Source organism: Streptomyces sp. Q6, assembly GCF_036967205.1.
Taxonomy (GTDB): Bacteria; Actinomycetota; Actinomycetes; order Streptomycetales; family Streptomycetaceae; genus Streptomyces; species Streptomyces citrinus.
The window spans coordinates 5,184,367-5,209,890 of the sequence record NZ_CP146022.1 but is presented as its reverse complement, the minus strand read 5'-3'; the positions used below and the strand labels follow the sequence as shown (position 1 = coordinate 5,209,890).

Genomic DNA, 25,524 nt, shown 5'->3' with positions numbered 1-25,524 from the left:
CGAGACCGAAGTGCGCCCCGCGCGTGGTGCACGGGCAGAGCTGCGAGAGAGCGGGCACTCGGTCCGCCGAAGGGCCCCGCCCACTCCGTGTGCGGGCATCAGAAAGCCCCGGCGGCCCGGAAAGGGACTACCGGGGCTTGGCTTGGGCGTCAGAGGGCGGCCAGAGTCTCTTCGTCGTCCTCGTGGTCATCGTCCGACTCAAGGCTCCGCCAGTTGAGCGTCACCCGGTCCTCTACGGCGATGTACTTCCGGGTCTCCAGGTCCCTGCCGGGGCCGACCGAGACGCCCTCAAGGAAGAGGTCGAGGAACTCGCGGCGCTTGAACACATCCCACGTCGCCCAGGGCGAGCCGGGGCCCAACGGGTCCTCCCCCGGTTCGTGCCATTCCGTCGGGACCTGGATCGCTGCGGCGGTCTGTTCGTTCAGAACCTCAAGCCTGGCCGTGCACTGGTCCTCGAAGGTCCGGTACTGCTCCATCGTCGCGCGCCACATCGACAGTTCGTCGCGGCCTCGGTAGACGCCCGCCTTGCGGTCGGCCTGGAGTTCGGTGATGGAGTCGCGGACGTGCTCCAAGTGGGCTTCCGTTTCTCGCCGTTCCTCCTGGACTCCGGAGAGATCGCGCTGAAGCGCGAACCGGAGTGCCGCCTGCGCGAGCCACTCCCTGTCCGCGTCGTTGTCCGGGTCCGCCGTGGTCAGGCGCGCCCATACCGAGCGGGCCACGTGGTCGTCGGCGTCCTTGCGCTTGATGCTCAGCCCGCCATGGCCCTTCGGGTTGGCGCACATGTAGTAGTCCTGGCCGCCGTTGTTCTTGCTCTGGCCCACGGAACCCGTGCAGACCTCGCAGGTCGCGAAGCGCCAACCGCTGAGGAGAGTCGGTGTCGCCTCACCGCCGGGCTGCCGGTTGGCTTTGGTGCGCTTGTTTCGCTTCTCCTGGAGTGCGAGCCACCTGGCGCCCGCAACAATGCCCCGGTGAGGTGTCAGGGGTGCGCCGCCCTCATCCCGGGCGATCACGTTCACGTACGCCTTGCCCCGCTTCACGCGCTCGCTCGCGAAGCCTCCGACGGCCGGGTGGGAGAGGATCCAGCGGACCGTCTGGGCTCGCCACCGGATGGGGCTGTCGTCGTGCGACACACGGCGCTTCTTGATGGAGCTCATGCGCTTCTCCGTCGCCCGGCGCTCGGCCTCCCCCGGGGCCGGTACGTCCTCTGACTCCAGCGTCGTCGCGATCCTGTTGTCGGGGATTCCGGCGAACGACATCTCCACCATGCGCTCGACGATCGCGATGTGGTCCGGGTTGTCCTCGTCCGGCTCCAGGACGGAGACGACAAGGTTGCCGATCTTCTCGCGGACCGCCCGCATGCCGTACGGCGCGGAGCTGGAGTGCCGGCCGCCGACCGCCCTGATCTCGTCCTTGGCTCCGCGCAGGCGTTCCGCCTTGATGTCGCTGTCCTGCTTCGCGAGCGCCGCGATCAGCGCGAAGATCGCCACGCCGATCGGGTTCGAGGTGTCGAGGAACGGTTCGAGGACGGAGACGAACCGCACACCGTACTTCTTGAACTCCTTGTCGATCTCCAGGGCGTCGTGTGCGCCCTGCCTGGTCAGCCGGGACAGTTCGTTGACCACCACGGCGTCGACCTCGCCCGCGCGCACGGCGGCCATGAGGTTCTCGAAAGCCGGACGGACCACTTGTGGATCCCAACCGGACCTTCCGACGTCTTTGAAGGTGTGAACCACCTCCCACCCCCGGCTCGCGGCCAGCGCCTGGCCGGACGCCAGCTGCGCTTCCGGGGACGCCTCGGAGGAGTCCGGGCGGGCTGTGGACTGCCGTGCGTAGACAGCCACCCGCACCGTGTCCAGATGCTCGGCTCCCACAGGGGAGACGAAGGGAGTCATGGCCTCTCACCTGCTCTTCCGTGTCGTTGAAGCGCCAGCAATTAGTCACACGTAGAAAGTGATCCAGATGAACCAGCTCCACACCCCGAAGGCGAGCAGGAACCAGGAGACGGGGCGGCTGAGCTTCATGCGTTCAATATCGCCAGCGGGTATCGCGCACCGCCGCCGGGGTGGGGACAAGGAGACACAGAACACCTCGGCGGAGACTTACGGGCCGGGTACATGTACGTTCACGTCCGTGCCTGCCACCCATGCGTCGTATTTTTTGAAGAAGTCCGCGGTCACCGCCGCCGCCGTCGCGCTCAGCGCCTCCGGGCTCGCCCTCTCGGCGACGGCTCCCGCGGCCGCGGCCGACAAGCCCCCGGCTCGGATGTCGACGGTCGGTGGTGCGCAGCTCGGCAAGCCGGGCACCCAGGTGAACCTGGGGGCGGGCGCCCCCGTGCTGCCCAAGGAGCTGACGGCGAAGTCCTGGATCGTGTCCGACGCCGAGTCGGGCGAGGTGCTCGCCGCGCACAACGCGCACTGGCGGCTGCCCCCGGCGAGCACGCTGAAGATGCTGTTCGCGGACACGCTCCTGCACAAGTTCCCGAAGACGCAGAAGCACAAGGTGGAGCTGTCGGACCTCCAGGGCGTCGGCACCGGCTCCAGCGTCGCGGGCATCAAGGAGGAGTACACGTACACCGTCCGTGACCTGTGGCTCGGTGTCTTCCTGCGGTCCGGCAACGACGCGGTGCACGTGCTGTCCGCGATGAACGGCGGTGTTCCGCAGACCGTCTCGGACATGCAGGCCCACGCGGACGAGCTGGGGGCGAAGGACACGCATGTGGTCACCCCCGACGGCTACGACGAGAAGGGCCAGTACTCGTCCGCGTACGACCTGACGCTGTTCGCCCGCTCCGGTATGCAGAACGGCGACTTCCGCGAGTACTGCTCGACGGTCACGGCGAAGCTCCCCAAGAAGCAGAAGAAGGGGAAGACGACCGAGACCTTCGAGATCCAGAACACCAACCGGCTCTTCACCGGCGAGGGCGACCTCTCCCCGTACAAGGGCATCGCGGGGGTGAAGAACGGCAACACGACGAACGCGGGCGCCACGTTCACGGGCGTCGCCCAGCGCGACGGCAAGGTGCTGCTCGTGACGGTGATGACCCCGCAGAACAGCAAGGAGTCGCACGCCGTCTACAAGGAGACCGCGCGGCTGCTCGACTGGGGTTTCGCGGCGGACGGCAAGGTCACTCCGGTGGGGCGGCTCGTCGGGGCCGAGGGGACCGAGTCGCCGGCCGCGGGGGCGTCGAGTCCCACGGGTGACGCTGGTCCCGCCGCGAAGCCGGCCGCGCACGCGGCGGTGTCGACGTCCGGTGGCTCCAGCGGTATCGGGATCGCGCTGGCGATCACCGGTGGTGTGCTGGTGCTCCTGGCGGGTGCGGTGTTCGTGGTCCGCAAGAAGTGGCCGCTGCGGACGAACGACTGACGGGGCGGGGCGCCGTCAGTCGACGGGCGGCGCCGCCGCTTCCTCTTCGGGGTCCGCCGCTCCGGGAGCCGCGGACTCCTTCTTGTGGGTGGCTGTCCACGCCGAGCAGAACAGTACGAGCTTCGCCATGAAGTTGATCCACAGGAGCAGGGCGACCGGTGTGCCGAACGCGCCGTACATGCTCTTGGCCGCGACGCCCTTCATGTAGCCGCCGAGCAGCAGTTTCAGGAGTTCGAATCCGGCGGCGCCCATCAGGGCCGCGATGACCAGGTCCCGTCGTGGCGGGTGCACTCCGGGCAGGAGGGCCAGGACGTAGGTCAGGACCAGGAAGTCGGCGAGCACCGCGATCGCGAAGGCCGCCACCTGGAGCAGGACGCCGCCCCAGCCGTTCTCGTCGATGCCGAGCCGGTCCGCGGTCCAGCCGACGGCGGTGGACGCCGAGGTGGACGCGGCGACCGAGGCGAGTCCCGCGGCGCCGAGTCCGACGAGGACGCCGGCGTCCTTGACCTTGCGCAGGATCGGGTTCTCCTCGCTGTCGGGCATCTCCCACACGTCGCGCAGGCAGTCCCGCATGGAGCCGATCCAGCCGATGCCGGTGAACAGGAGCAGGGCGCCGGCGACGAGGCCGATGGTGCCCGCGTTGTCGACGAGGGAGGCGATGTCGAGCTGGTCGGAGATGCCCGGGACCTGGTCGCTGAGCTGGTCCTCCAGTTTCTGCTGCTGGGCCGTGCTGAGTGTGCCCGCGGCGACGGCGGCGGCCACAGTGAGCAGGGGGAACAGCGCGAGGAAGCTGATGAAGGTCATCGCGGCCGCGAGCCGTGCCCATTTGACCTCGTCGAGACGCTCGTACGCCTGCCAGGCGTGGGTCCGCATCAGGCGGACGACGAGCGGCCCGATGACGGGAAGATTCTTCAGCCAGTCCATGACCCCACCCTGTAGTGCGTCCGAGGTCCCGTGCGAAAGACCAGGGTCCGGGTACCCCAGAACCGCAGGACCGTGGCCAGTGCCATGCCGATGCCCGCGCCGGAGATCGTGTCGGCCCGCTGCGAGGTGAGGCCGAGGCCGTAGTGGGAGACGGCGATGCACAGCAACTGGACGAGCGCGCCCGCCACGTTGACCGCGAAGAAGACGCCGTACTGGCGCAGTCGTGACACCTGGGCGGTCTTGCGCCGGTAGGTGCCGAGGGCGTTGCCCACGTAGGCGACGGAGCAGCCGGCGACGAACGACAGGGCTTTGGCGGTGAGCGGGTCCATGCCGACGGGCCCGCGCAGCCAGATGAAGAGGCCCAGGTCGGCGGCGTACGCGCAGACTCCGGCGGCCGCGAAGCCGAGCAGTTCGGGGCCCAGTCGTCTGAGGCGTTCGCGCATGGGGTGCCTCACCAGTCCGCGACCGCGAGTCCGTACATGGCGATCCAGACGAGTCCGATCACGGCGAGGGCCCGGTCGCGCAGGACGACGTCCTCGGGTTCTCCGGCGGTGCCCCGGTCGGCGAAGACGGCGTAGCGCAGGACGGCGAGGAGGAACGCGACCACGGAGAGCTGGCGCCAGGGCAGCAGGCTGCTGCGTGCGACGCCGCCTTCCTCCATGGCCCACAGGCAGTAGGCGAGGACGGCGACGCCGGCCGCCAACTGCCAGACGAAGCGCAGGTAGCCGGTGGTGTACTCGGTGAGCAGGGCGCGGGTCGCGCCGTCCTTGCCCGCCATCTGGACCGCTTCGGAGTAGCGCTTGGCGGAGACCATGAACAGGGCGCCGAAGCCGGTGGTGATCAGGAACCAGCGCGAGAGCGGGATGTCGAGCGCGAGTCCGCCGATCATCGCGCGCATCAGGAAGCCGGTGGTCACCACGACGAGGTCGACGACGAGGACGTGCTTGAGGCTGACGCAGTAGGCGAGTTGCATGGCCACGTAGGCGGTCAGCAGGGCGGCGGTGGCCGGGTTGCAGAGGATCGCGGCGGCGGCCGGGGCGAGGACGGCGAGGGCGCCGCCGACGGCGTAGGCGACGGGTACGGGGACGTGTCCGGCGGCGACCGGGCGGTTGCGTTTCACGGGGTGGGCGCGGTCGGCGTCGGCGTCGCGGGCGTCGTTGACGAGGTAGACGGCGGAGGCGGCGGCCGTGAACAGGGCGAAGACCAGGGTGACTTGGTGGAGGGCGTGGCGGGAGAAGAGTTCTCCGGCGGCGGCGGGCGCGGCGACGACGAGGACGTTCTTGACCCATTGGCGTGGGCGGGCCGTCCTGAGCAGTCCGGCGGGCAGTGCGAGCGGTGTGACGCGTGGTGCGGTCCGCCGGGCTTCGCGTGGCCTGTCGAGGACGGCGAGTCGTTCGGTGCGTTCGGTGCGTTCGGTCATCGGGCCGCTCCCCCGGTCATCCAGCGTGCGCCCAGGCGTGCGGTGAGGGCGCCGAGTGCGGCGCCCGCCGCGACGTCGGACGGGTAGTGCACGCCGACGACCATCCGGGAGACGCACATGGCGGCGGCGAGGGGCGGTACGACGTGGGCGCCGACCGGGCGCAGCGCGCCGTAGGCGACGGTCGCGGCCGCCGCGGAGGTGGCGTGCGAGCTGGGAAGGAGTGCCGGCCCGCGGTCCGTACGAGGGGTCTCGACGCCGATGCCCGCTTCGGGGCGGGGCCTGCGTACGACGCGTTTCACGCCCATGCTCGCCAGGTGCGCGCCGGCGGTGAGTGCGGTGCCGCGCAGCCAGGCGGAGCGGCGTTCGCGGTCGGCGGCGGCGCCCACCAGGCCCGCCGCCAGCCAGAGCGCCCCGTGTTCACCGGCCCAGGACAGGGCGCGCGCGGTGGCCGCCACGCGCCGGTCGGTGCCACAGTCGCGCAGTGCCGACAGCAATCGGCGGTCCATGTCGTCCATGTGGCTCACTCTGGATCCCAAATAGCCCGTAGCTTGGGCAATTTAGTATGACACCCGATCAATCACCCATTTCGGTGAGGGATATGGAGGTTTCGGGCAAAAGCTCCTTGTATGGACGATACGGTCGCGGGCATGGCTGCCGACCCTGCTTCCGCCACCGTGCCCGTGACCGGCTGGGGCCGTACCGCCCCCACCTCCGCACACGTGGTGCGCCCCCGCTCCTACGAAGAGGCCGTGACCGCCGTCCGCGACTGCGCCGCGCCCGGACACCGCGGCGGCATCGCCCGCGGGCTCGGCCGGGCCTACGGCGACGCGGCGCAGAACGCGGGCGGCGCCGTCCTCGACATGACCGGCCTCGACCGGATCCACGCCATCGACGCGGACGGCGGCACCGTCCTGTGCGACGCCGGTGTCTCGCTGCACCGGCTGATGGAAGTCCTGCTGCCGCTCGGCTGGTTCGTGCCCGTGACCCCCGGCACCCGCTACGTCACGGTCGGCGGCGCGATCGGCGCCGACATCCACGGCAAGAACCACCACGTGTCCGGGTCCTTCGCCCGCCATGTCCTCGCCCTGGAACTCCTGACCGCCGACGGCGAGGTGCGGGTCGTCGAGCGCGGCACCGACCTCTTCGACGCGACGGCCGGCGGCATGGGCCTGACCGGCATCATCCTCACGGCGACCGTCCAACTCCAGCGCGTCGAGACGTCGTTGATGTCCGTCGACACCGAACGGGCCACCGATCTCGACGACTTGATGGCCCGGCTGACCGCCACCGACCACCGCTACCGCTACTCCGTCGCCTGGATCGACCTGCTGGCGCGCGGCACCGCGATGGGCCGCTCCGTCCTCACCCGAGGCGACCACGCCCCGCTGGACGCGCTGCCCGCCCGCGCCCGCCGCACGCCCCTCGCCTTCCGCCCCGGCCAACTCCCCGCGGCGCCCGCGTTCCTGCCCGAAGGACTCCTCGGCCGCACGACCGTGGGCCTCTTCAACGAGCTCTGGTACCGCAAGGCCCCGAAGGCGCGCACCGGCGAGATCCAGAAGCTCTCCACGTTCTTCCACCCCCTCGACGGCGTCCCGCACTGGAACCGGATCTACGGGCGCAGCGGCTTCGTGCAGTACCAGTTCGTCGTCGGCTACGGGAAGGAGGAGGCCCTGCGCCACATCGTCCGGCGCATCTCGGAGCGCGGCTGCCCCTCCTTCCTCGCCGTGCTCAAGCGGTTCGGCGACGGCGACGCGGGCTGGCTGTCCTTCCCGATGCCGGGCTGGACCCTCGCCCTGGACATCCCGGCGAACCTGCCGGGGCTCGGCGCGTTCCTCGACGAGCTCGACGAGGAGGTAGCCGCCGCCGACGGGCGCATCTACCTCGCCAAGGACTCCCGGCTCCGCCCCGAGCTGCTCACCGCCATGTACCCGCGCCTCGCCGACTTCCGGTCGCTGCGCGCGCGGCTCGACCCGCGCGGGGTGTTCCGCTCGGACCTGTCCCGCCGCCTCGGCCTGTAACCCGTACCTCCCCTCCCTGGAGCCCCTGTTGAAAGACGCCTTCGGTACCCCCCAGTCCCTGCTGATCCTCGGCGGCACCTCCGAGATCGCGCTCGCGACGGCCCGCCGGCTCATCGCCCGCCGCACCCGCACGGTGTGGCTCGCGGGCCGGCCGTCCCCGGCGCTCGACAAGGCCGCCGCCGCGCTGCGTGACCTCGGCGCGGACGCCCGTACCGTCGCGTTCGACGCGCTGGACTCGGCGTCCCACGAGGAGGTGCTCGGCAAGGTCTTCACCGAGGGCGACATCGACATGGTGCTGCTCGCCTTCGGCATCCTCGGCGACCAGGCCCACGACGAGGACGACCCCATGGCGGCGGTCCGCGTCGCGCAGACCAACTACACCGGCGCCGTCTCGGCGGGCCTGGTGTGCGCGCGCTCCCTCCAGGCCCAGGGGCACGGCTCGCTGGTGGTGCTCTCGTCGGTCGCCGGGGAGCGGGCGCGCCGCGCCAACTTCATCTACGGGTCGAGCAAGGCGGGCCTCGACGCGTTCGCGCAGGGGCTCGGCGACGCGCTGCACGGCACCGGGGTCCACGTGATGGTGGTGCGGCCCGGGTTCGTCCGGTCGAAGATGACGGCGGGAATGGCGGAGGCGCCGCTGGCGACGACCCCGGAGGCGGTGGCCCTGGCCATCGAGACGGGGCTGCGGCGCAGGTCGGAGACCGTGTGGGTGCCGGGCGCGCTGCGGGTGGTGATGTCGGCGCTGCGGCACGTGCCGCGCCCGGTGTTCCGGCGGCTGCCGGTGTAGGACCTCAGCCGCCTACGGGGCGCGCAGGCGGCCCTTCTTGAGCGAGGGCGGGGTCTGCGCCGGGAGCGTCCTGCCGCCGAAGGCGAAGTCGCGCAGCTTGCGCCAGATTCCGTCCACGCCCTGCTCGTAGAGGGCGAAGCCGGTGCACGGCCACGCCGCCTCGTACTCGGCGAGCTCGGCGTAGGCGCGGTCGAGGGCGTCCTCGGCGATGCCGTGCGCCACGGTGACGTGCGGGTGGTACGGGAACTGCAACTCGCGGGCGACCGGGCCCGACGCGTCGCGGACCTGCTTCTGGAGCCAGGCGCAGACCTCGGCGCCCTCGACGACCTGCACGAAGACGACGGGCGACAGCGGGCGGAAGGTGCCCGTGCCCGAGAGCCGCATGGCGAACGGCCGCCCCCCGCCGGCGACCTCCGCGAGATGCGCCTCGATCGCCGGCAGGTCCCCGCCGTCCACCTCGGTGGGCGGGAGCAGGGTGATGTGCGTGGGGATGCCGTGCGCCGCGGGGTCGCCGAAGCCCGCACGCCGCTCCTGGAGCAGGCTGCCGTGAGGCTCCGGGACCGCGATCGAGACACCGATCGTTACGGTCCCCACGTCGTACTCCTGTCGTCGTGTGGTGGGCGGGTCGGGACGTGCGGCGGTACGGGCTCAGTGCTTGGCGGGCAGGAAGCCGACCTTCTCGTACGCCTGGGCGAGGGTCTCGGCTGCGACGGCCCGTGCCTTCTCCGCGCCCTTGGCGAGGATCGAGTCGAGCGTCTCCGGGTCGTCCAAATACTCCTGCGTGCGGGTCTTGAACGGCGTCACGAAGTCCACCATGACCTCGGCCAGGTCCGTCTTGAGCGCACCGTACATCTTGCCCTCGTACTTCTGCTCCAGTTCCGGGATACCGATCCCGGTGAGGGTGGAGTAGATGGAGAGGAGGTTGCTGACGCCCGGCTTGTTCACCGCGTCGTAGCGGATGACCGTCTCGGTGTCGGTGACCGCGCTCTTGACCTTCTTGGCGGTGGTCTTCGGGTCGTCGAGCAGGTTGATGAGGCCCTTCGGCGTCGACGCCGACTTGCTCATCTTGATCGCCGGGTCCTGGAGGTCGTAGATCTTCGCCGTCTCCTTCAGGATGTACGGCGCCGGGAGCGTGAACGTGTCGCCGAACCGGCCGTTGAAGCGCGTGGCCAGGTCGCGGGTGAGCTCGATGTGCTGGCGCTGGTCCTCACCGACCGGGACCTGGTTCGCCTGGTACAGCAGGATGTCCGCGACCTGGAGGATCGGGTACGTGAACAGGCCGACGGAGGCCCGGTCCGCGCCCTGCTTGGCGGACTTGTCCTTGAACTGCGTCATGCGCGAGGCCTCGCCGAAGCCGGTGAGGCAGTTCATCACCCAGGCGAGCTGCGCGTGCTCGGGGACATGGCTCTGCACGAACAGCGTGCAGCGGTCCGGGTCGAGGCCGGCGGCGAGCAGCTGCGCGGCGGCGAGCCGGGTGTTCGCCCGCAGCTCCTTCGGGTCCTGCGGGACGGTGATCGCGTGCAGGTCGACCACCATGTAGAAGGCGTCGTGGGACTCCTGCAAGGCCACCCACTGGCGCACCGCGCCCAGGTAGTTGCCGAGATGGAACGAGCCCGCGGTGGGCTGGATCCCGGAGAGCACACGAGGAAGATTCTGCATGGCGAAGCCATTCCCCTGAGGGTGGTGGTGGGCGACGGGCGGGCGATCAGAGGCCATGCCCTCATTGTCTCAGGTGTCTCTCATGGATCGGGGGCAGGTACACGACAGCGCGAGGCGACCTGGTCGTTGTCCGTGCCCGCCGGTAGCTTGACGGCGTGACATGGGTCACGTGGGGCGGGGCTTCGGGAGTGGCCGATGGGCGGAACACGGGGAGGGCGGCGGGCGGCGTGTGCCGTGGTCGCGGCGTTGTCGCTGGTCCTGCTGGGGAGCGGTGGCGCGGCCGCCCGGCCGACGCGGCCCGGCGGCGTGGACCTGCCCGATCTCGCCGTGGTGATCGCGGGGAGCACCGGGCGCACCGTCAGCGTGCACGAAGGGGAGCGTGACTTCGCCCGTCTGGAGCGGCTGACCACGGACTTCGACACGGTCACCGAGCAGGTGCCCGAGGCCTGGCAGGAGGGGGATCTGCCGCCCGTGGTCGGCACCGTGGTGTGGGGTCTGACCGGCATCGGCGGCTGGCCCGAGACCCGGCGGGCCCCCGGCGGTGACACCGCCATCGAGCGCCAGGACCAGGTGTTCTACGCGCGGGACGGCACGCCGTGGATCCGTACGGACCCGGCGGTCGACGTGAACGACGACGACATCCGGTGGCACCGGGCGGCCCGCGCCGACGTCGACGTCCTGATCCGGCACGGAATGTTCACGGCCGGGCGCGTCGCGGCGCGTCCGACGGCGGAGCAGAAGGTGCGCTGGGCGCTGGTCGGCCTCGGCGCCGGAGCGGCCGCCGCCGGGGCGGCGGCCGTATGGCACGTACGACGGCGGTTCCCGCGGGAGCCGCGGGAACCGCGTCAGGAGCTCTACGAACTCGAACGCTGAGCCGAGGCCGGCGTCGGCTCTCAGCCGAGGTCGATCCGCCCGTACAGCGGGAACGGCTGGAGCAGGTCGGTGGCGCGGCGCGCGACCTCGTCGGCGATCTTCGGGTCCAGGACGTGGCTCGCCTTGGACGGGGCGCCGGACTTGGTGGTGCCCGGCTCGGCCGCGGTCAGGACCCGGTCGATGAGCGCGGCGATCTCGTCCATCTCCGTGGCGCCGAGGCCGCGCGTGGTGAGCGCCGGGGTGCCGATGCGGATGCCGGAGGTGTACCAGGCGCCGTTCGGGTCGGCCGGGATCGCGTTGCGGTTGGTGACGACGCCGGAGTCGAGCAGCGCCGTCTCCGCCTGGCGGCCGGTGAGCCCGTAGGAACTCGCCACGTCGATGAGGTTGAGGTGGTTGTCGGTGCCGCCGGTGACGAGCGTGGCGCCGCGGCGCATGAGGCCCTCGGCGAGGGCGCGGGCGTTGTCGACGATGCGCCGCGCGTAGTCCTGGAACGCGGGCTGCCGCGCCTCGGCGAGGGCGACCGCCTTCGCCGCCATGACGTGCGGCAGCGGGCCGCCGAGCACCATCGGGCAGCCGCGGTCGACCTGGTCCTTGAGCGAGTCGTCGCACAGGACCATGCCGCCGCGCGGGCCGCGCAGCGACTTGTGGGTGGTGGTCGTCACGATCTGGGCGTGCGGGACCGGGTCGAAGTCGCCGGTCAGGACCTTGCCCGCGACGAGACCCGCGAAGTGCGCCATGTCGACCATGAGCGTGGCGCCGACCTCGTCGGCGATCTCGCGCATGATCCGGAAGTTCACCAGGCGCGGGTACGCGGAGTATCCGGCGACGATGATCATCGGCTTGAACTCGCGGGCCTGGACGCGCAGCGCCTCGTAGTCGACGAGTCCGGTGACCGGGTCGGTGCCGTAGGACCGCTGGTCGAACATCTTTCCGGAGATATTGGGCCGGAAGCCGTGGGTGAGGTGGCCGCCGGCGTCCAGGGACATGCCGAGCATCCGCTGGTTGCCGAAGGCCTGGCGCAGCTCGGCCCAGTCGGCGTCGGTGAGGTCGTTGATCTGGCGGACGCCCGTCTTCTCCAGGAAGGGCGCCTCGACACGGTCGGCGAGGACGGCCCAGAAGGCGACGAGGTTCGCGTCGATGCCGGAGTGCGGCTGCGCGTAGGCGTGGCGGGCGCCGAACAGCTCCCGGGCGTGCTCGGCGGCGAGCGACTCCACGGTGTCGACGTTGCGACAGCCCGCGTAGAAGCGGCGGCCGACGGTGCCCTCGGCGTACTTGTCGGAGAACCAGTTGCCCATCGCGAGCAGCGTCGCCGGGGACGCGTAGTTCTCGGAGGCGATCAGCTTGAGCATCTCGCGCTGATCGGTCAGCTCCTGCGCGATGGCGTCGGCGACCCGGGGCTCGACGGCCCTCACGACGTCGAGGGCGGCGCGGTACGCGGTGGATTCGGGGGTGAGCTCGGACATGGGGGCAGCCTCCGGAAGCGGTCGGTTCACGGGTCGGCCCAGGCGCACGGCACACACTGCTCGGGCCGCTCCCTGATGGTCGATCCCATCCCAGCGCGCCAGTCACGGCCCTGCCGCCACATTACCGGGCGCGCCGTCGGGCGAGGTTTCCGCGTCCACGATCCGAGCCACGATAGGAACGGGCCACAAGCCCGCCTCGCGCAGAGCGCTACGAGCCCGTACGAACCGTACGAACGGAGATCCCGTGACCGCCACGCAGGACTACATCAGTGCCTCCGACGCGCACAGCGCGCACAACTACCACCCGCTTCCCGTGGTCGTCGCCACGGCGGAGGGGGCGTGGATGACGGACGTCGAGGGGCGCCGCTACCTCGACATGCTCGCCGGGTACTCGGCGCTCAACTTCGGGCACGGCAACCGGCGGCTCATCGACGCGGCCAAGGCCCAGCTGGAGCGGGTGACGCTGACCTCGCGGGCCTTCCACCACGACCGGTTCGCCGAGTTCTGTACGCGGCTCGCCGCGCTGTGCGGCATGGAGATGGTGCTGCCGATGAACACGGGCGCGGAGGCGGTCGAGACCGCGGTGAAGACCGCCCGAAAGTGGGGGTACCGGGTCAAGGGCGTGCCGGACGGGCGGGCCAGGATCGTGGTCGCGAGCGACAACTTCCACGGGCGTACGACGACGATCGTCAGCTTCTCGACCGACCCCGAGGCCCGCGCGGACTACGGGCCGTACACGCCGGGGTTCGACATCGTCCCGTACGGGGATCTGGAGGCGCTGCGGGCGGCCGTCACCGACGAGACCGTGGCCGTGCTCCTCGAACCCATCCAGGGCGAGGCGGGCGTGCTGGTGCCGCCGGCCGGATACCTCGCGGGCGTACGGGAGTTGACGCGCGAGCGGAACGTGCTGTTCGTCGCGGACGAGATCCAGTCGGGGCTCGGCCGCACGGGACGCACCTTCGCGTGCGAGCACGAGGGCGTGGTGCCGGACGTGTACGTGCTCGGGAAGGCGCTCGGCGGCGGTGTCGTGCCGGTGTCGGCGGTGGTGTCGAGCAAGGACGTGCTCGGGGTGTTCCGGCCGGGCGAGCACGGCTCGACGTTCGGCGGGAACCCGCTGGCGTGCGCCGTCGGGCTCGAAGTGATCGCGATGCTGGAGAGCGGGGAGTTCCAGCAGCGGGCGGCGGAGCTGGGCGAGCACCTGCACGCGGAGCTGGGCCTGCTCGCGGGCACCGGCAAGGTCACGCAGGTGCGCGGGCGCGGGCTGTGGGCGGGCGTCGACATCGACCCCGCGTACGGCACGGGCCGGGAGATCTCGGAGAAGCTGATGGACCGGGGCGTCCTCGTGAAGGACACCCACGGGTCGACGATCCGGATCGCGCCGCCGCTGGTGATCAGCAAGGACGATCTGGACTGGGGGCTCGATCAGCTCCGGGCCGTCCTGGGCGCCTGAGCGACAGGGGCGTTCAGAGGATGACGTGGGGCAGGAAGCGGGCGTACTCGTCCGTGACCGGCCCCGCGGACTCCCTGATGCCGAGGCCCGCAGCGGCGCCCTCGACGACCCAGGCGCCGAGGACCGTGCGGTTGCCGTCGAAGTCAGGCAAGGGGGCCAACTCCTGGTAACAGCAGGGCTCTTCGCGGAGGGGCACGGGATCGCCCGGTGCGTGGAGGGTGACACCCTCGCCCTCCCGGCCCAGCAGGGGCTTCGCCACGTAACCGGTGGTGGTGGCGAGGTCGCGGGGGCGTCGAGGTGGGCGGCGAGCAGGTTCGGGTGGCCGGGGTACAGCTCCCACAGGACGGCGAGCAGGGCCTTGTTGCTGAGCAGCATCTTCCAGGCGGGCTCGATCCACAGGGTGGTGCCGGTGCCGCCGCCGTTGTCGAGGGTGTCGAGGACGTGCTCGGCGAACGCGTCCGTGGTGAGCCACTCCCACGGGTAGAGCTTGAAGCAGCTGCGGATGAACCGGAGCCGGTTGTCGACGAAGCGGCCCGAGAGGCCGTCCCAGCCGATCTCCTCCATGGAGATCCAGTCGGTGGCGAGGCCGGCCTGTTCGGCGGTCTCCTTCAGGTACGCGACCGTCATGAGGTCCTCGCCGAGTTCGTCGGCGCTGGAGTGCGCGAAGTGCAGCGGGCTGCCGGGCGGCAGGAGCGCGGCCTGCGTCTTCCAGGCGTCGACGAGACGCTCGTGGAGGGAGTTCCACTGGTCGGCGCCGGGGAAGCGCTCCTCCATCCAGAACCACTGGGGGCTCGCCGCCTCGACGAGCGAGGTGGGGGTGTCGGCGTTGTACTCCAGGAGCTTCGCCGGTCCGTTGCCGTCGTAGCGGAGGTCGAACCGGCCGTAGAGGGACGGGAGTTCGGCGCGGCGGTGCCAGGACTCGGTGACGGCGCGCACGACGCGCGGGTCGGTGATGCCGAGGTCGGCGAAGCGGTCGTGGGCGACCATGTGCCCGGCCGCGGCCAGGCACATCGCGTGCAGCTCCTCGACGACGTCCTCCAGGGTCTCGATCTCGGGGAGCGAGAACGCGTAGTAGGCGCTCTCGTCCCAGTAGGGGCGCAGGGTGTCGTCGGGGTAGCGGGTGAGGGGGTAGATCAACCCCTGTTCCTCGACCGTGCGTTGCCAGTCGGGGCGCGGGGTGATGGTGTGTCGTCGCATCGTGGTCAGCCGCCCGAGCCGCCCTTGCCGCCGCCGAATCCGCCCCGGGAGACTCCGGAGCCGCCGCTCTTGCCGAACGACCCGTCAGAGACGCGGCTGCCGCTCTTGGAACCGCCGTAGTACCAGGTGCCGTGGGTGCCGGAGGACGACGAGCCGTCCTTGCAGTACTTGTCGTCGACGACCTTGTAGCCCTTCGCCGCGGTGTAACTGTCGCGGTCGACACAGCGCTTGTCGGGGTCGTCGTCGGAGCAGGCGGTCAGGGTGGCGGCGAGGAGCCCCACGCCGCCGAGCACGACCGTGCCGGAGCGCAGCCGTCGTCGCGTGTCCGTCATCGGATGTCCCCCGTGTGTCGTCGTCGGTCGTGTGCCGCCGGTGCTGCGGATGCGCCCGCCAGCGTAGAAGAAGGACGCGGGCGGGTGGCGGGCGGCTCCCGGGACGGGTGCGCTCCTAGAGTCGCTTTGTGGCTCTGGGAATGGTTTGTGCGCTGGGTTCGGCGGTCTGCTTCGGTACGGCGTCCGTGTTGCAGGCGATGGCCGCGCGGGCGGCCGTGCCGGGGAGCGGGTCGGGGGTCGACGCGGCGCTGCTGCTGCGGGCGCTGCGGCAGTGGCGGTACGTCGCCGGGCTCGGGCTCGACGGGGTCGGATTCGTGTTGCAGGTCGTGGCGTTGCGGTCACTGCCGATCTACGCGGTCGGGGCGGCGCTCGCCGCGAGTCTGGCGGTGACCGCGGTGGTCGCGGCGCGGCTGCTGCGGGTGCGGCTGAGCGGGGCCGAGTGGGGCGCGGTGGGCGCCGTGTGCGCAGGGCTCGCGATGCTGGGGCTGGCGTCGGGGGCGGAGGGTGACCGGGCCGGGTCGGACGCGCTGCGGTGCGCGATGCTCGCGGTGGCGGGCGGGGTGCTGCTGCTCGGGGTCGTCGCCGGGCGGCTGCCGGGGCGGGCGCGGGCCCTGGCGCTGGGGCTCGGCGCGGGGTTCGGGTTCGGGGTGGTGGAGGTGAGCGTGCGGCTCGTCGACGACGTCTCGCCCGGGGCGCTGCTCGCCAACCCGGCGACGTACGCGCTGCTGCTCGGCGGCGGCGCGGCGTTCCTGCTCCTGACGTCGGCGTTGCAGCGGGGTTCGGTGACGGTGGCGACGGCGGGGATGGTCCTCGGGGAGACGGTGGGCCCGGCGCTGGTGGGCGTGGTGTGGCTCGGGGACCGGACGCGGCCGGGCCTGGAGTGGCTGGCGGTCCTCGGGTTCGCGGTGGCCGTGGCGGGGGCGCTTGCGCTGGCCCGCTTCGGGAGGCGCCGGCCGACTCCGTCGGTTGAACGGGGGACGTGGGGGCGGCGCGGGCCGGCGGTCGCCCCGGCCTGGTCGGTCCCGGGGCGTGCGCGCTGGTCTCGCGGTTCCTCGCGCCACGCCGCACCCGCGGCCGATGCGCCGAGCCGACCGCCCCGCAGGCGCTACGGCAGGACCCGGCACAGCGCGTCCAACGCCCCCGCCCACGCGTGGTCCGGAGGCGTCCCGTACCCCACGACCAGGGCGTCCGGCGGCGTACCGGCCGCGGCCTCGTGGCGGAAGCTGGAGAGTCCGGCCACGCCGAGGCGGTGCCAGGCCGCGGCCCGGACGACGGACTGCTCGGTGCCGGGCGGCAGCCGCAGGACCGCGTGGAGACCCGCGGCGATCCCGGTGGCGCGGACCGCGGGGGCGCGCTCGGCGAGGGCCGCGACGAGCTGGTCGCGGCGGCGCCGGTAGCGCAGGCGGACGCCGCGCAGATGACGGTCGTACGCGCCGGAGTCGATGAACTCGGCGAGGGTGAGCTGGTCGAGGACGCCGCACGACCAGTCGCTGGCCCCCTTCGCCTCGACGACCTCGTCGGCGACGGAGGCGGGCAGGACCATCCAGCCGAGCCGCAGGCCGGGGGCGAGGGACTTGCTGGTCGTACCGAGGTGGACGACGCGGTCGGGGTCGAGGCCCTGGAGCGCGCCGACGGGCTGGCGGTCGTAGCGGAACTCGCCGTCGTAGTCGTCCTCCAGGATCAGCGCGCCGGTGCGCCGGGCCCAGTCGACGGCGGCGGCGCGGCGGTCCGGGTGCAGGGGGACGCCCATCGGGAACTGGTGCGCGGGGGTGAGCAGGGCGGCGCCGGTGCCGGGCGGCCAGGTGTCCAACGCGCCGATGTCCGTGCCGAGTTCGTCGAACGGGAGGGGGCGGGCGCGCAGCCCGGGGCGGGTCAGGACGTTCCAGTGCGCTTCGAGCCCGTACGACTCCACGGCGACGTCGCGGACGCCCCTGCGGTGCAGCACCTCGCCGAGCAGCATCAGGCCCTGGACGAACCCGGCGCAGACGACGATGCGGTCGGGGTCGGCGTGGACGCCGCGGGCGCGGGCGAGGTAGCCGGCGAGGGCGGTGCGCAGTTCGGGGCGGCCGCGGGGGTCGCCGTAGCCGAGGGCCTCGTTCGGGGCGGCGGTCAGGGCGCGGCGGGCGGCCTTGAGCCATGCGGCGCGGGGAAAGGAGGAGAGGTCGGGCGTGCCCGGGTGGAGGTTGTGGCGCAGGCCTGCGGAGGCGCGGCGGCCCGGGGCGGCGGCCGGGCGCGGGGCCTCGACGGGCCGCTCGGCGACCCGCGTCCCCGAGCCCTGCCGGGCGGTGAGCCAGCCCTCGGCGACGAGGTCGGCGTAGGCGTCGGCGACGGTGTTGCGGGCGATGCCCAGGTCGGCGGCGAGAGTGCGCGAGGAGGGCAGCCGGGTGCCGGGGGCGAGGCGTCCGCCGCGTACGGCCTCGCGGAGCGCGTCGGTGAGCCCGCGCCGCAGGCCGGAGCCCGTACCGGTGCCCGCCGGATCGATGTGGAGGTCGATGCCGAGCGCCTGCCCGGAGGGCGAAGTGGCCCAGTTTTCTGCCATGGAAATGGACCATACTCCTGGGCTAATGCGTTCGTAGAGTCGAACCATGACCACCACGAACGACACCACCGACACCGACTACGCGCACGAGCACACGCCCCGCCTCGACTGGGCCCGGCACGCCCCCGAGGTCTTCAAGGCGATGATCAAGCTGGACGCGGCGGCCCGCGCGGGCGTCGACCCGAAGACGGCCGAGCTGGTCAAGATCCGCGCCTCGCAGCTCAACCGCTGCGCGCTCTGCCTCGACATGCACTCCAAGGACGCGCTCGCGGCGGGCGAGAGCGTGGAGCGGATCATCCAGCTCAGCGCGTGGGAGGAGTCGAAGCACTTCTACACGGAGAAGGAGATCGCCGCCCTGGAGCTGACCGAGGCGATCACCGTCCTCACCGACGGCTTCGTCCCGGACGAGGTGTACGAGCGGGCGGCGAAGGTCTACGACGAGCGGGAGCTGACCCAGCTGATCGCCGCGATCACGACGATCAACGCCTGGAACCGCTTCGGCGTCTCGACCCGCCAGTCGCCCGGCCACTACACCCCCGGCGACTTCAAGTGACCGCGCGCACCACCTACTTGGACCCGGCCGTCCGGGGCGCGCTGGTCGCGCTGGGCGCGGCCGCGAAGAAGGGCCTCGGGGAACCCGGCCTCGCGGAGCTGGTGATGATCCGGGCGTCGCAGATCAACGCGTGCGCGTTCTGCCTGGACATGCACGTCGGCATCGCGGTCGACACGTACGGCGAGAGCGCGCGGCGGCTGGCGCTGCTCGACGCCTGGCAGGAGGCCGGGGACGTCTTCAGCGAGCGGGAGCGGGCGGCGCTCGCGCTGACCGAGGCGGTCACGGTCCTCACGGACGGCTTCGTGCCGGACGAGGTGTACGAGCGGGCCGCACGGCACTTCACGGAGGCCGAACTCGCCCACCTCATCGGGGCGATCGCCGTGATCAACTCCTGGAACCGGCTGATGGTCAGCCGCCGCATCGAGCCCGAAGGCCCCGCATGGTGAACTCCGCAGACCCCGCCGCCGTGTTCCGCGCCCTGCACCACGACCGTGCGCCCGGCGACGCCCTGGTCCTGCCGGGGCCGTGGGACGCGGCGAGCGCGCGGGTCTTCGAGGAGGCCGGCTTCCCGGCGCTCGCGACGCCGAGCGCCGGGGTCGCGGCGTCGCTCGGCCACGAGGACGGGTCGACGCCCGCGGACGAGATGTTCGCGGCGGTGCGGCGCATCGTGCGGGCGGTCTCCGTGCCGGTGTCGGCGGACATCGAGGGCGGCTACGGACTCCCGCCGAAGGAGCTGGTGGAGCGGCTCCTGGAGACGGGCGCGGTCGGCTGCAACCTGGAGGACTCCGGCCCCGACGGCACCCTCGACGACCCCGCCGAGCAGGCGAGCCGGCTGGCCGAGGTGCGTGCGGCGGCCGGTGACCGGCTGTTCCTGAACGCCCGTGTCGACCCGTTCATCAGGGGCGCCGCCGACCCGGTGGCCGAGGCCGTCGCACGGGCCCGGCTGTACGTGGCCGCCGGCGCCGACTGCGTCTATCCGATCGGCGCCCCGGCCGACGCGCTCCCCCGGCTGCGCGCGGAGATCGAGGGCCCGATCAACGTCGGCGCCCCGCCCGGCGGTCCCTCGCTCCAGGAATGGGGCGCTCTGGGCGCGACCCGGATCACCTTCGGCCCCGGCCTCCAGCGCAGGGCGACGGCGGCGCTGCGGGAGATCGCGGCCGAGCTGCGCTGAACCCGGGGCGGACGCAGTGGTGCCGGGCGCCCCCGTCAGGAAAAGCACCCGGCACCCAGAAGACCTGCCCGCCTAACGGGGCAGCCACGCCTCCCACGTCGAGCGATGCGCGTCGACCCACTTCTTCGCGGCCTGTTCCGGGGTCAGCTTCCGGTCGGCGATGAGGAGCGAGACCTCGTTCTGGTCCTCCGTCGTCCACCGGAAGTTCTTCAGGAGGGCCGCCGCCTTGCCGCCGCCCTCGGCGAAGTCGGCGTTGAGGTACTTCTGGAGCGGCGTCTTCGGGTAGGCGCAGGCCACCTTCTTCGGATCGGCGTCGCAGCCCTCCTTGTAGGCGGGCAGCTTCACCTCCGTCATCGGGACCTTCTTGAACAGCCACTGCGGCTGGTACCAGTACGTCAGGAACGGCTTCTTCTGCTTGGCGAACTGCTTGATCTGGGTGATCTGCGCCGCCTCGGAGCCGGAGAAGACGACCTGGTAGTCCAGCTTCAGGTTGTCGACGAGCGCCTTGTCGTTCGTGACGTACGAGGGTGAGCCGTCGAGCAGCTGGCCCTTGCCGCCGCTCTCCGCCGTCTTCATCCGGTCGGCGTACTTGTCGAGGTTCTTGTAGTCCGTGACATCGGGGTGCTGCTTCGCGAAGTACGTCGGGACGAACCAGCCGATGTGCCCGGTGACACCGAGGTCGCCGCCGTTCACGATCGTCTTCTTGTCCTTGACGTAGCGCTGTTCCTGCTCGGGGTGGCCCCAGTCCTCCATGATCGCGTCGACGCGGCCCTGGCTGAGGGCGTCCCAGGCGGGGACCTCGTCGACCTGGACGGTGTCGACGCGGTAGCCGAGCTCGTGCTCCAGGAGATACTGGGCGACGGCGACGTTGGCCTGCGCGCCGACCCAGGACTGGACGGACAGGGTCACCGTCCTCGCGCCCTGGGCGTTGGCGAACGGGGACGCCTGCTCGGTCATGTCGGCTGCTCCGCAGCCGGTGACGACCGTGAGCAGTCCGGCTCCCGCGACCGCGGTGAGAAGCTTGCGGGTGCGCATGGCTCAGGCCTCCGTTCCGTTGCGCGCGCGCCGTTGCGTCGGCTGTGTCACGCGGTCGAGCATCAGGCCGAGGCAGACGATCGCGGCGCCCGCGACCAGCCCGGTGGCGAGGTCGCCCTGGGCGAGGCCGAAGACGACGTCGTAGCCGAGCGCGCCGCCACCGACCAGGCCGCCGATGATGACGACGGCGAGGACCAGGACGACGCCCTGGTTGACGGCGAGGAGCAACGCCGGTCGGGCGAGCGGGAGTTGGACCTGGCGCAACTGCTGGCCCGGGGTGGCGCCCAGCGAGCGGGACGCCTCCATCGCGGCCGGGTCGACTCCTCGTAGGCCCTGCGTGGTGATGCGGACGACGGCGGGCAGCGCGTAGACGACGGCGGCGGCGACGGCCGGGGCGCGGCCGACGCCGAACAGGGCGACGACCGGGATCAGGTAGACGAACTGCGGCATCGTCTGGAAGACGTCGAGGACGGGCCGCAGTGTCTTCTCGACGCGTGCGCTGCGGGCCGCGGCGACGGCGATCGCGAAGCCGAGCACCAGGGTCACGGCGACGGCGGCGAGGACCTGGGACAGCGTGTCCAGCGACGGCTTCCACACGCCGAGCACGCCGATCGCGGCCATGGCGAGCACGGCGGTCAGGGCGGTGCGCCAGGTGCCGATCAGCCAGGCGAGCGCGGCGACGATCAGCAGCACCGACCACCACGGCAGCCAGGTCAGGCCGTCGCGGACCGGGTCGAGGATCCAGGTGGTGAAGTGGGCGGCCCAGTCGGCGGTGCCGCCGATGTAGGGGACGCCGGTGTAGAGGTGGTCGGTCATCCAGTCGACGGCGTCGTTGACGGGCGTGGCGATGGTGACGACCCAGGAGTCGGGCCAGTCGAGGCGGTCGGCGAAGCGGCCCGCGAGGGCGACGACCGCGGTGCCGACGACGACGGCGAGGACGTCCCGCTTCCCGCGCCCGGACGGCGTCTCGTGGGAGCCGATGCGCGCCCCCGCGGCGCCGGTGACGCGGTCGAGGACGACGGCGAGCAGCACGATCGGGATGCCCGCGGCGAGCGCGGCGCCGACGTCGACGGAGGCGAGGGCCTGGTAGACGCGGTCGCCGAGACCGGCCGCGCCGATCACCGAGGCGATGACGGCCATGGAGAGCGCCATCATGATCGTCTGGTTGAGGCCGAGCAGGATCTGCTTGCGGGCCAGCGGCAGGCGCGCCGTGAAGAGGCGCTGGCGGGCGGTCGCGCCGAGCGAGGCGACGGCCTCCATGACACCGCCGTCGGCGGAGCGCAGACCGAGCGCGGTGAGCCGGGCCATCGGCGGAGCGGCGTAGACGACGGTGGCGAGGACCGCGGCCGGCACGCCCATGCCGAAGACGAGGACGACGGGGAGCAGGTACGCGTACGCGGGGAGCACCTGCATGGTGTCGAGGACCGGGCGCAGGCCGCGGAACAGGCGGTCGTTGAGGCCCGCGCCGAGGCCGAGGAGGACGCCGAGGATCACCGAGGCGAGGACGGCGACCACCATCAGGGCGAGGGTCTGCATGGTGGGGATCCACATGCCGAGGGCGCCGCAGGCGAGGAACGCGACGACGGCGGTCGCGCCGAGGCGCGGGCCGGCGACGCGCCAGGCGACGAGTCCGGCGGCCGCGGTCACACCGGCCCAGCCGGCGGCCAGCAGCACGAGGTAGACGGCGCGGATGGAGACGACGATCGCGTTGCTGACGTGGCCGAGGAAGTAGAGGAACAGCGGGTGGCTGTCCCGGTTGTCGATGACCCAGTCGGTCGTCCTGCCGAGCGGCTCGGTCAGGTCGACGGTGAGGGCGTGCGGCCAGGTGCCGCTGGCCCAGTGGGAGTGGGCGAGGGGGACGAGGATCGCCGCGGCGACGGCGAGCAGCAGGAGCTTGCCGACGGCGCGGTTGCGGCGCAGGGCCACGAGGGGGCCCGCGCCCTTCTCCAGCGGGGCGGTGGTGGCGGCGGCGGTCATCTATTCCGCCTCCTCGCCCGTGGACTTCGCGGCGGCCGTGGCGGCCGGGCCGGGGCGCCGCCGCCGACCACGGAGATGAGCCGCTCGTGGTCGACGACGCCCAGGCACCTGCCTTCGTCCATCACACGCACCGCGAAACCGGTGCGCGCCACGGCCTCGATGGCCTCGGACACCGTGGCGTCGGGGGCGACGGCGGCGCCGCGCCGCGCCTCGTCCGCGTCGGCGGGCCGCATGGCTCTGCGGACCGTCATGACCTGCTCGCGCGGTACGTCACGGACGAACTCGCGGACGTAGTCGTCGGCGGGCGAGCCGACGATCTCCTCGGGGGTGCCGAGCTGGACGATCCGGCCGTCGCGCATGAGGGCGATGCGGTCACCGAGGCGCAGCGCCTCGTTCAGGTCGTGCGTGATGAAGACCATCGTGCGGCCCTCCTCACGGTGCAGCCGCACGACCTCCTCCTGCATGTCGCGGCGGATCATCGGGTCGAGCGCGCTGAACGGCTCGTCGAACAGCAGCACTTCGGGGTCGACGGCGAGCGCGCGGGCCAGCCCGACGCGCTGCTGCTGGCCGCCGGAGAGCTGCCCGGGGCGGCGCCCCTCAAGTCCTTCGAGGCCGACCTTGGCGACGACCTCGGCCGCCTTCGCGCGCCGCTCGGCGCGGCTCATGCCCTGGATCTCCAGGCCGTAGGCGACGTTGTCGAGGACGGTGCGGTGCGGGAGCAGCCCGAAGTGCTGGAAGACCATGGCGGCGCGGTGCCGGCGCAGGGCGCGCAGCCGGCTCTTGTCCATGGCGAGGACGTCCTCGCCGTCGATGGACAGGGTGCCCGACGTCGGCTCGATGAGCCGGGTCAGACAGCGCACCAGGGTCGACTTGCCGGAGCCCGACAGGCCCATGACGACGAAGACCTCGCCGCGCCGCACGTCGAAGGAGACGTCGCGCACGGCGGCGGTGCAGCCGGTACGCTCCCGCAGTTCGGCGGCGCTCAGCGCGGCCAACTCGGCGTCCCCGGGGACGCGTTCGGCCTTCGGTCCGAACACCTTCCACAGGTTGCGGACGGAGAACACGGCCTCGTTCTCGCCGCCCGCGCCGTCAGCGCCTTCGGCGCCCTTCAGGTTCGCGGTGGTCGTACTCATCACGCGTCACCACCCATCAGCTCGGCGCACTTCTCCCCGACCATGAGCACCCCGATCATCGGGTTCACCGCGGGCATCGTCGGGAAGACGGACGCGTCGGCGATTCGGATGGCTTGCAGCCCGCGGATCCTCAACTCGGGATCCACCACGGCGAGTTCATCGTCCGGGGCACCTATTCGGCACGTGCCCGCCGGGTGGTAGACGGTGTGGGCGATCTTGCGCGCGTACTCGCCGAGCGCCTCGTCGTCGACGACGTCGGGGCCCGGACAGACCTCGCGGCCCAGCCAGCCGGCGAGCGGTTCCGTCTTCGCGATCTCGCGGGCGATCCTGATGCCGTCGACCAGGGTGCGGCCGTCGTAGTCGTCCTCGTCCGTGAAGTAGCGGAAGTCGAGGGCGGGCTTGACCTCGGGGTCGGCGCTGGTCAGGTAGAGGCGGCCGCGGCTGCGGGGCTTGGGGATGTTCGGCGTCATGGAGACGCCGTGCTCGGGCTTCTCGTAGCCGAGCCGCTCCGGATTGTCCGTGAACGGGATCTGGTAGAAGTGGAACATCAGGTCCGGGCCCGCGGCCTCGGGGTCCCGCTGGACGAACAGACCCGCGTCGCTGTCCATGGCGCTGTTCTCGGGGATCGGCCCGTTCGTCTCCCAGACGATGACCGACTCCGGGTGGTCGAGGAGGTTCTCGCCGACGCCCGGCAGGTCGTGCAGGACGGGGATGCCGAGGGCCTCCAGGTCGGCCTTGGGGCCGATGCCGGAGTGCAGGAGCAGCCGGGGCGTGTCGACGGCGCCCGCGCACACGACGACCTCGCGCCGCGCGGAGACGAGCGACTCGGAGCCGTCCTTGGCGCGCACCCGCACCCCGCGCGCCCGCAGTCCCTCGTCGAACTCCAGCTTGTACGCCCACGTTTCGAGCAGGAGCGTCAGATGGGGCCGGTCACCGGCCTCCATGTGCGGATGCAGATACGCCACGGACGCGCTGGAGCGCTTGTTGTTCTCGGGGTGGTAGGCGAGGTCGAAGAAGCCGACGCCGTCCTTGAACGGGGCCTTGTTGAAGCCCTCGACGCGCGGCACGCCGGTCGCCGTCCGGGCGGCCTCGACGAAGTCGCGGGCGATGGCGTTCCGGTCCTTCTCGTCGACCGGCACGATGTTGTTGCGCAGCTTCCCGAAGTACGGGTCCATCGCCTTGTGGTCCCAGCCCTCGGCGCCCGCGGCCGCCCACTCGTCCCAGTCGCCGGGCAGCGGCTTGAACGAGATGAGCGTGTTGTGCGACGAGCAGCCGCCGAGCACCTTCGCGCGGCTGTGCAGGATGTGCGAGTTGCCGCGCGGCTGCTCGGTGGTGGTGTAGCCGTAGTCGAGGTCGCCGCCGAGCAGACCGAGCCAGCGGCGCAGCGTCAGCACGTCGTCGCGGTCGATGTCGCTGGGGCCGCCTTCGATGACGGCGACGGTGACGTCCGGGTCCTCGGTGAGCCGGGAGGCGATCACCGACCCGGCCGTGCCGCCGCCGACCACCACGTAGTCGTACACGGGATCCTGCGCGGTCTCGGCCATCTCGGGTATCTCGGGCATAGGTCAACTCCAAGGCGTTGCAAAGTACTTCGCGTAATGAGGGCGTACGAAGTCCAGGGCGGACGGGCTAC

At 71.9% G+C, this 25,524-nt stretch carries 22 protein-coding genes, 3 pseudogenes and 1 riboswitch; of the genes and pseudogenes, 9 read left to right on the top strand and 16 right to left on the bottom strand.

Annotation, left to right across the window (positions count from 1 at the left end):
• Window positions 1-149: 149 nt before the first annotated feature.
• Both V2W30_RS24335 and V2W30_RS41640 read right to left on the bottom strand, forming a co-directional pair.
• Window positions 150-1,892 (bottom strand): recombinase family protein, encoded by a 1,743-nt coding sequence (locus tag V2W30_RS24335; protein WP_338699727.1) that lies wholly within the window; start codon window positions 1,890-1,892, stop codon window positions 150-152.
• Window positions 1,893-1,946: 54 nt separating this feature from the next.
• Window positions 1,947-2,021, bottom strand: a pseudogene (locus V2W30_RS41640) (SCO4848 family membrane protein); the annotation flags it as partial.
• 109 nt (window positions 2,022-2,130) lie between these two features.
• Here V2W30_RS41640 and V2W30_RS24330 point away from each other — a divergent pair.
• Window positions 2,131-3,363, top strand: a complete 1,233-nt coding sequence (locus V2W30_RS24330; protein WP_338699725.1) for a D-alanyl-D-alanine carboxypeptidase — start codon at window positions 2,131-2,133, stop codon at window positions 3,361-3,363.
• A gap of 15 nt (window positions 3,364-3,378) precedes the next feature.
• Here V2W30_RS24330 and V2W30_RS24325 read toward each other — a convergent pair whose 3' ends face one another.
• From V2W30_RS24325 to V2W30_RS24310, 4 genes are read right to left on the bottom strand one after another with little or no spacing between them, the layout of a single operon-like run.
• Window positions 3,379-4,287, bottom strand: coding sequence for a YihY/virulence factor BrkB family protein (locus tag V2W30_RS24325; protein WP_338699723.1), 909 nt, complete (start codon window positions 4,285-4,287; stop codon window positions 3,379-3,381).
• On the bottom strand, window positions 4,275-4,730 hold the full coding sequence (locus V2W30_RS24320; RefSeq protein WP_338699721.1) for a GtrA family protein: 456 nt from the start codon (window positions 4,728-4,730) through the stop codon (window positions 4,275-4,277). Before V2W30_RS24320 ends, V2W30_RS24325 begins: the two co-directional genes overlap by 13 nt.
• Before the next feature lie 8 nt (window positions 4,731-4,738).
• Window positions 4,739-5,707 (bottom strand): decaprenyl-phosphate phosphoribosyltransferase, encoded by a 969-nt coding sequence (locus V2W30_RS24315; RefSeq protein WP_338699719.1) that lies wholly within the window; start codon window positions 5,705-5,707, stop codon window positions 4,739-4,741.
• Entirely contained in the window at window positions 5,704-6,222 is a 519-nt protein-coding gene (locus tag V2W30_RS24310; protein ID WP_338699717.1) for a phosphatase PAP2 family protein, read from the bottom strand. The genes V2W30_RS24315 and V2W30_RS24310 overlap by 4 nt, the downstream gene beginning before the upstream one ends.
• A gap of 111 nt (window positions 6,223-6,333) precedes the next feature.
• On the opposite strand from V2W30_RS24310, the gene V2W30_RS24305 reads away from it, so the two are divergent.
• Together V2W30_RS24305 and V2W30_RS24300 are read left to right on the top strand one after the other, a co-directional pair.
• A complete protein-coding gene (locus tag V2W30_RS24305; protein WP_425244587.1) occupies window positions 6,334-7,725 on the top strand; it encodes an FAD-binding protein in 1,392 nt (463 codons plus the stop codon).
• Window positions 7,726-7,753: 28 nt separating this feature from the next.
• Window positions 7,754-8,509, top strand: a complete 756-nt coding sequence (locus V2W30_RS24300) for a decaprenylphospho-beta-D-erythro-pentofuranosid-2-ulose 2-reductase (RefSeq protein ID WP_338699714.1) — start codon at window positions 7,754-7,756, stop codon at window positions 8,507-8,509.
• 12 nt (window positions 8,510-8,521) lie between these two features.
• Here V2W30_RS24300 and V2W30_RS24295 read toward each other — a convergent pair whose 3' ends face one another.
• A complete protein-coding gene (locus tag V2W30_RS24295) occupies window positions 8,522-9,103 on the bottom strand; it encodes a 2'-5' RNA ligase family protein (protein ID WP_338699713.1) in 582 nt (193 codons plus the stop codon).
• 54 nt (window positions 9,104-9,157) lie between these two features.
• Complete coding sequence (gene trpS, locus V2W30_RS24290; RefSeq protein ID WP_338703739.1) at window positions 9,158-10,168, bottom strand: tryptophan--tRNA ligase; 1,011 nt, start codon at window positions 10,166-10,168, stop codon at window positions 9,158-9,160.
• 195 nt (window positions 10,169-10,363) lie between these two features.
• Here trpS and V2W30_RS24285 point away from each other — a divergent pair, with 195 nt between their 5' ends.
• A complete protein-coding gene (locus tag V2W30_RS24285) occupies window positions 10,364-11,041 on the top strand; it encodes a hypothetical protein (RefSeq protein WP_338699711.1) in 678 nt (225 codons plus the stop codon).
• 20 nt (window positions 11,042-11,061) lie between these two features.
• Here V2W30_RS24285 and V2W30_RS24280 read toward each other — a convergent pair whose 3' ends face one another.
• Complete coding sequence (locus tag V2W30_RS24280) at window positions 11,062-12,504, bottom strand: glycine hydroxymethyltransferase (protein WP_338699709.1); 1,443 nt, start codon at window positions 12,502-12,504, stop codon at window positions 11,062-11,064.
• Between the two features lie 29 nt (window positions 12,505-12,533).
• A riboswitch (ZMP/ZTP riboswitch) is annotated at window positions 12,534-12,620 on the bottom strand.
• Between the two features lie 128 nt (window positions 12,621-12,748).
• On the opposite strand from V2W30_RS24280, the gene rocD reads away from it, so the two are divergent.
• A complete protein-coding gene (gene rocD / locus V2W30_RS24275; RefSeq protein ID WP_338699707.1) occupies window positions 12,749-13,954 on the top strand; it encodes an ornithine--oxo-acid transaminase in 1,206 nt (401 codons plus the stop codon).
• A gap of 13 nt (window positions 13,955-13,967) precedes the next feature.
• Here the strand turns inward: rocD and V2W30_RS24270 are convergent.
• Both V2W30_RS24270 and V2W30_RS24265 read right to left on the bottom strand, forming a co-directional pair.
• Window positions 13,968-15,151 (bottom strand): annotated as a pseudogene (locus tag V2W30_RS24270) (glutathionylspermidine synthase family protein).
• A 5-nt stretch (window positions 15,152-15,156) separates the two neighbouring features.
• Entirely contained in the window at window positions 15,157-15,483 is a 327-nt protein-coding gene (locus V2W30_RS24265) for a hypothetical protein (RefSeq protein WP_338699705.1), read from the bottom strand.
• Between the two features lie 140 nt (window positions 15,484-15,623).
• On the opposite strand from V2W30_RS24265, the pseudogene V2W30_RS24260 reads away from it, so the two are divergent.
• A pseudogene (locus V2W30_RS24260) lies at window positions 15,624-16,427 on the top strand (hypothetical protein); the annotation flags it as partial.
• Between the two features lie 161 nt (window positions 16,428-16,588).
• On the opposite strand, the gene V2W30_RS24255 reads toward V2W30_RS24260, so the two are convergent.
• Entirely contained in the window at window positions 16,589-18,022 is a 1,434-nt protein-coding gene (locus V2W30_RS24255) for a PLP-dependent aminotransferase family protein (protein WP_338699703.1), read from the bottom strand.
• A gap of 46 nt (window positions 18,023-18,068) precedes the next feature.
• Here V2W30_RS24255 and V2W30_RS24250 point away from each other — a divergent pair, with 46 nt between their 5' ends.
• The 3 genes from V2W30_RS24250 to V2W30_RS24240 are packed head-to-tail and all read left to right on the top strand — an operon-like array spanning window position 18,069 to window position 19,746.
• Entirely contained in the window at window positions 18,069-18,575 is a 507-nt protein-coding gene (locus tag V2W30_RS24250; RefSeq protein ID WP_338699701.1) for a carboxymuconolactone decarboxylase family protein, read from the top strand.
• A complete protein-coding gene (locus V2W30_RS24245; protein WP_338699699.1) occupies window positions 18,572-19,021 on the top strand; it encodes a carboxymuconolactone decarboxylase family protein in 450 nt (149 codons plus the stop codon). Before V2W30_RS24250 ends, V2W30_RS24245 begins: the two co-directional genes overlap by 4 nt.
• The gene (locus V2W30_RS24240; protein ID WP_338699697.1) at window positions 19,015-19,746 is read left to right on the top strand and encodes an isocitrate lyase/phosphoenolpyruvate mutase family protein; all 732 of its coding nucleotides are present in this window, start codon (window positions 19,015-19,017) and stop codon (window positions 19,744-19,746) included. The genes V2W30_RS24245 and V2W30_RS24240 overlap by 7 nt, the downstream gene beginning before the upstream one ends.
• Before the next feature lie 72 nt (window positions 19,747-19,818).
• On the opposite strand, the gene V2W30_RS24235 is transcribed toward V2W30_RS24240, so the two are convergent.
• The 4 genes from V2W30_RS24235 to V2W30_RS24220 are packed head-to-tail and all read right to left on the bottom strand — an operon-like array spanning window position 19,819 to window position 25,453.
• Window positions 19,819-20,781, bottom strand: a complete 963-nt coding sequence (locus tag V2W30_RS24235; protein ID WP_338699695.1) for an ABC transporter substrate-binding protein — start codon at window positions 20,779-20,781, stop codon at window positions 19,819-19,821.
• Window positions 20,782-20,784: 3 nt separating this feature from the next.
• On the bottom strand, window positions 20,785-22,758 hold the full coding sequence (locus V2W30_RS24230; RefSeq protein ID WP_338699693.1) for an ABC transporter permease: 1,974 nt from the start codon (window positions 22,756-22,758) through the stop codon (window positions 20,785-20,787).
• Entirely contained in the window at window positions 22,755-23,891 is a 1,137-nt protein-coding gene (locus tag V2W30_RS24225) for a glycine betaine/L-proline ABC transporter ATP-binding protein (RefSeq protein WP_338699691.1), read from the bottom strand. Before V2W30_RS24225 ends, V2W30_RS24230 begins: the two co-directional genes overlap by 4 nt.
• On the bottom strand, window positions 23,891-25,453 hold the full coding sequence (locus V2W30_RS24220) for a GMC family oxidoreductase (RefSeq protein WP_338699690.1): 1,563 nt from the start codon (window positions 25,451-25,453) through the stop codon (window positions 23,891-23,893). The genes V2W30_RS24225 and V2W30_RS24220 overlap by 1 nt, the downstream gene beginning before the upstream one ends.
• Window positions 25,454-25,524: the final 71 nt, after the last annotated feature.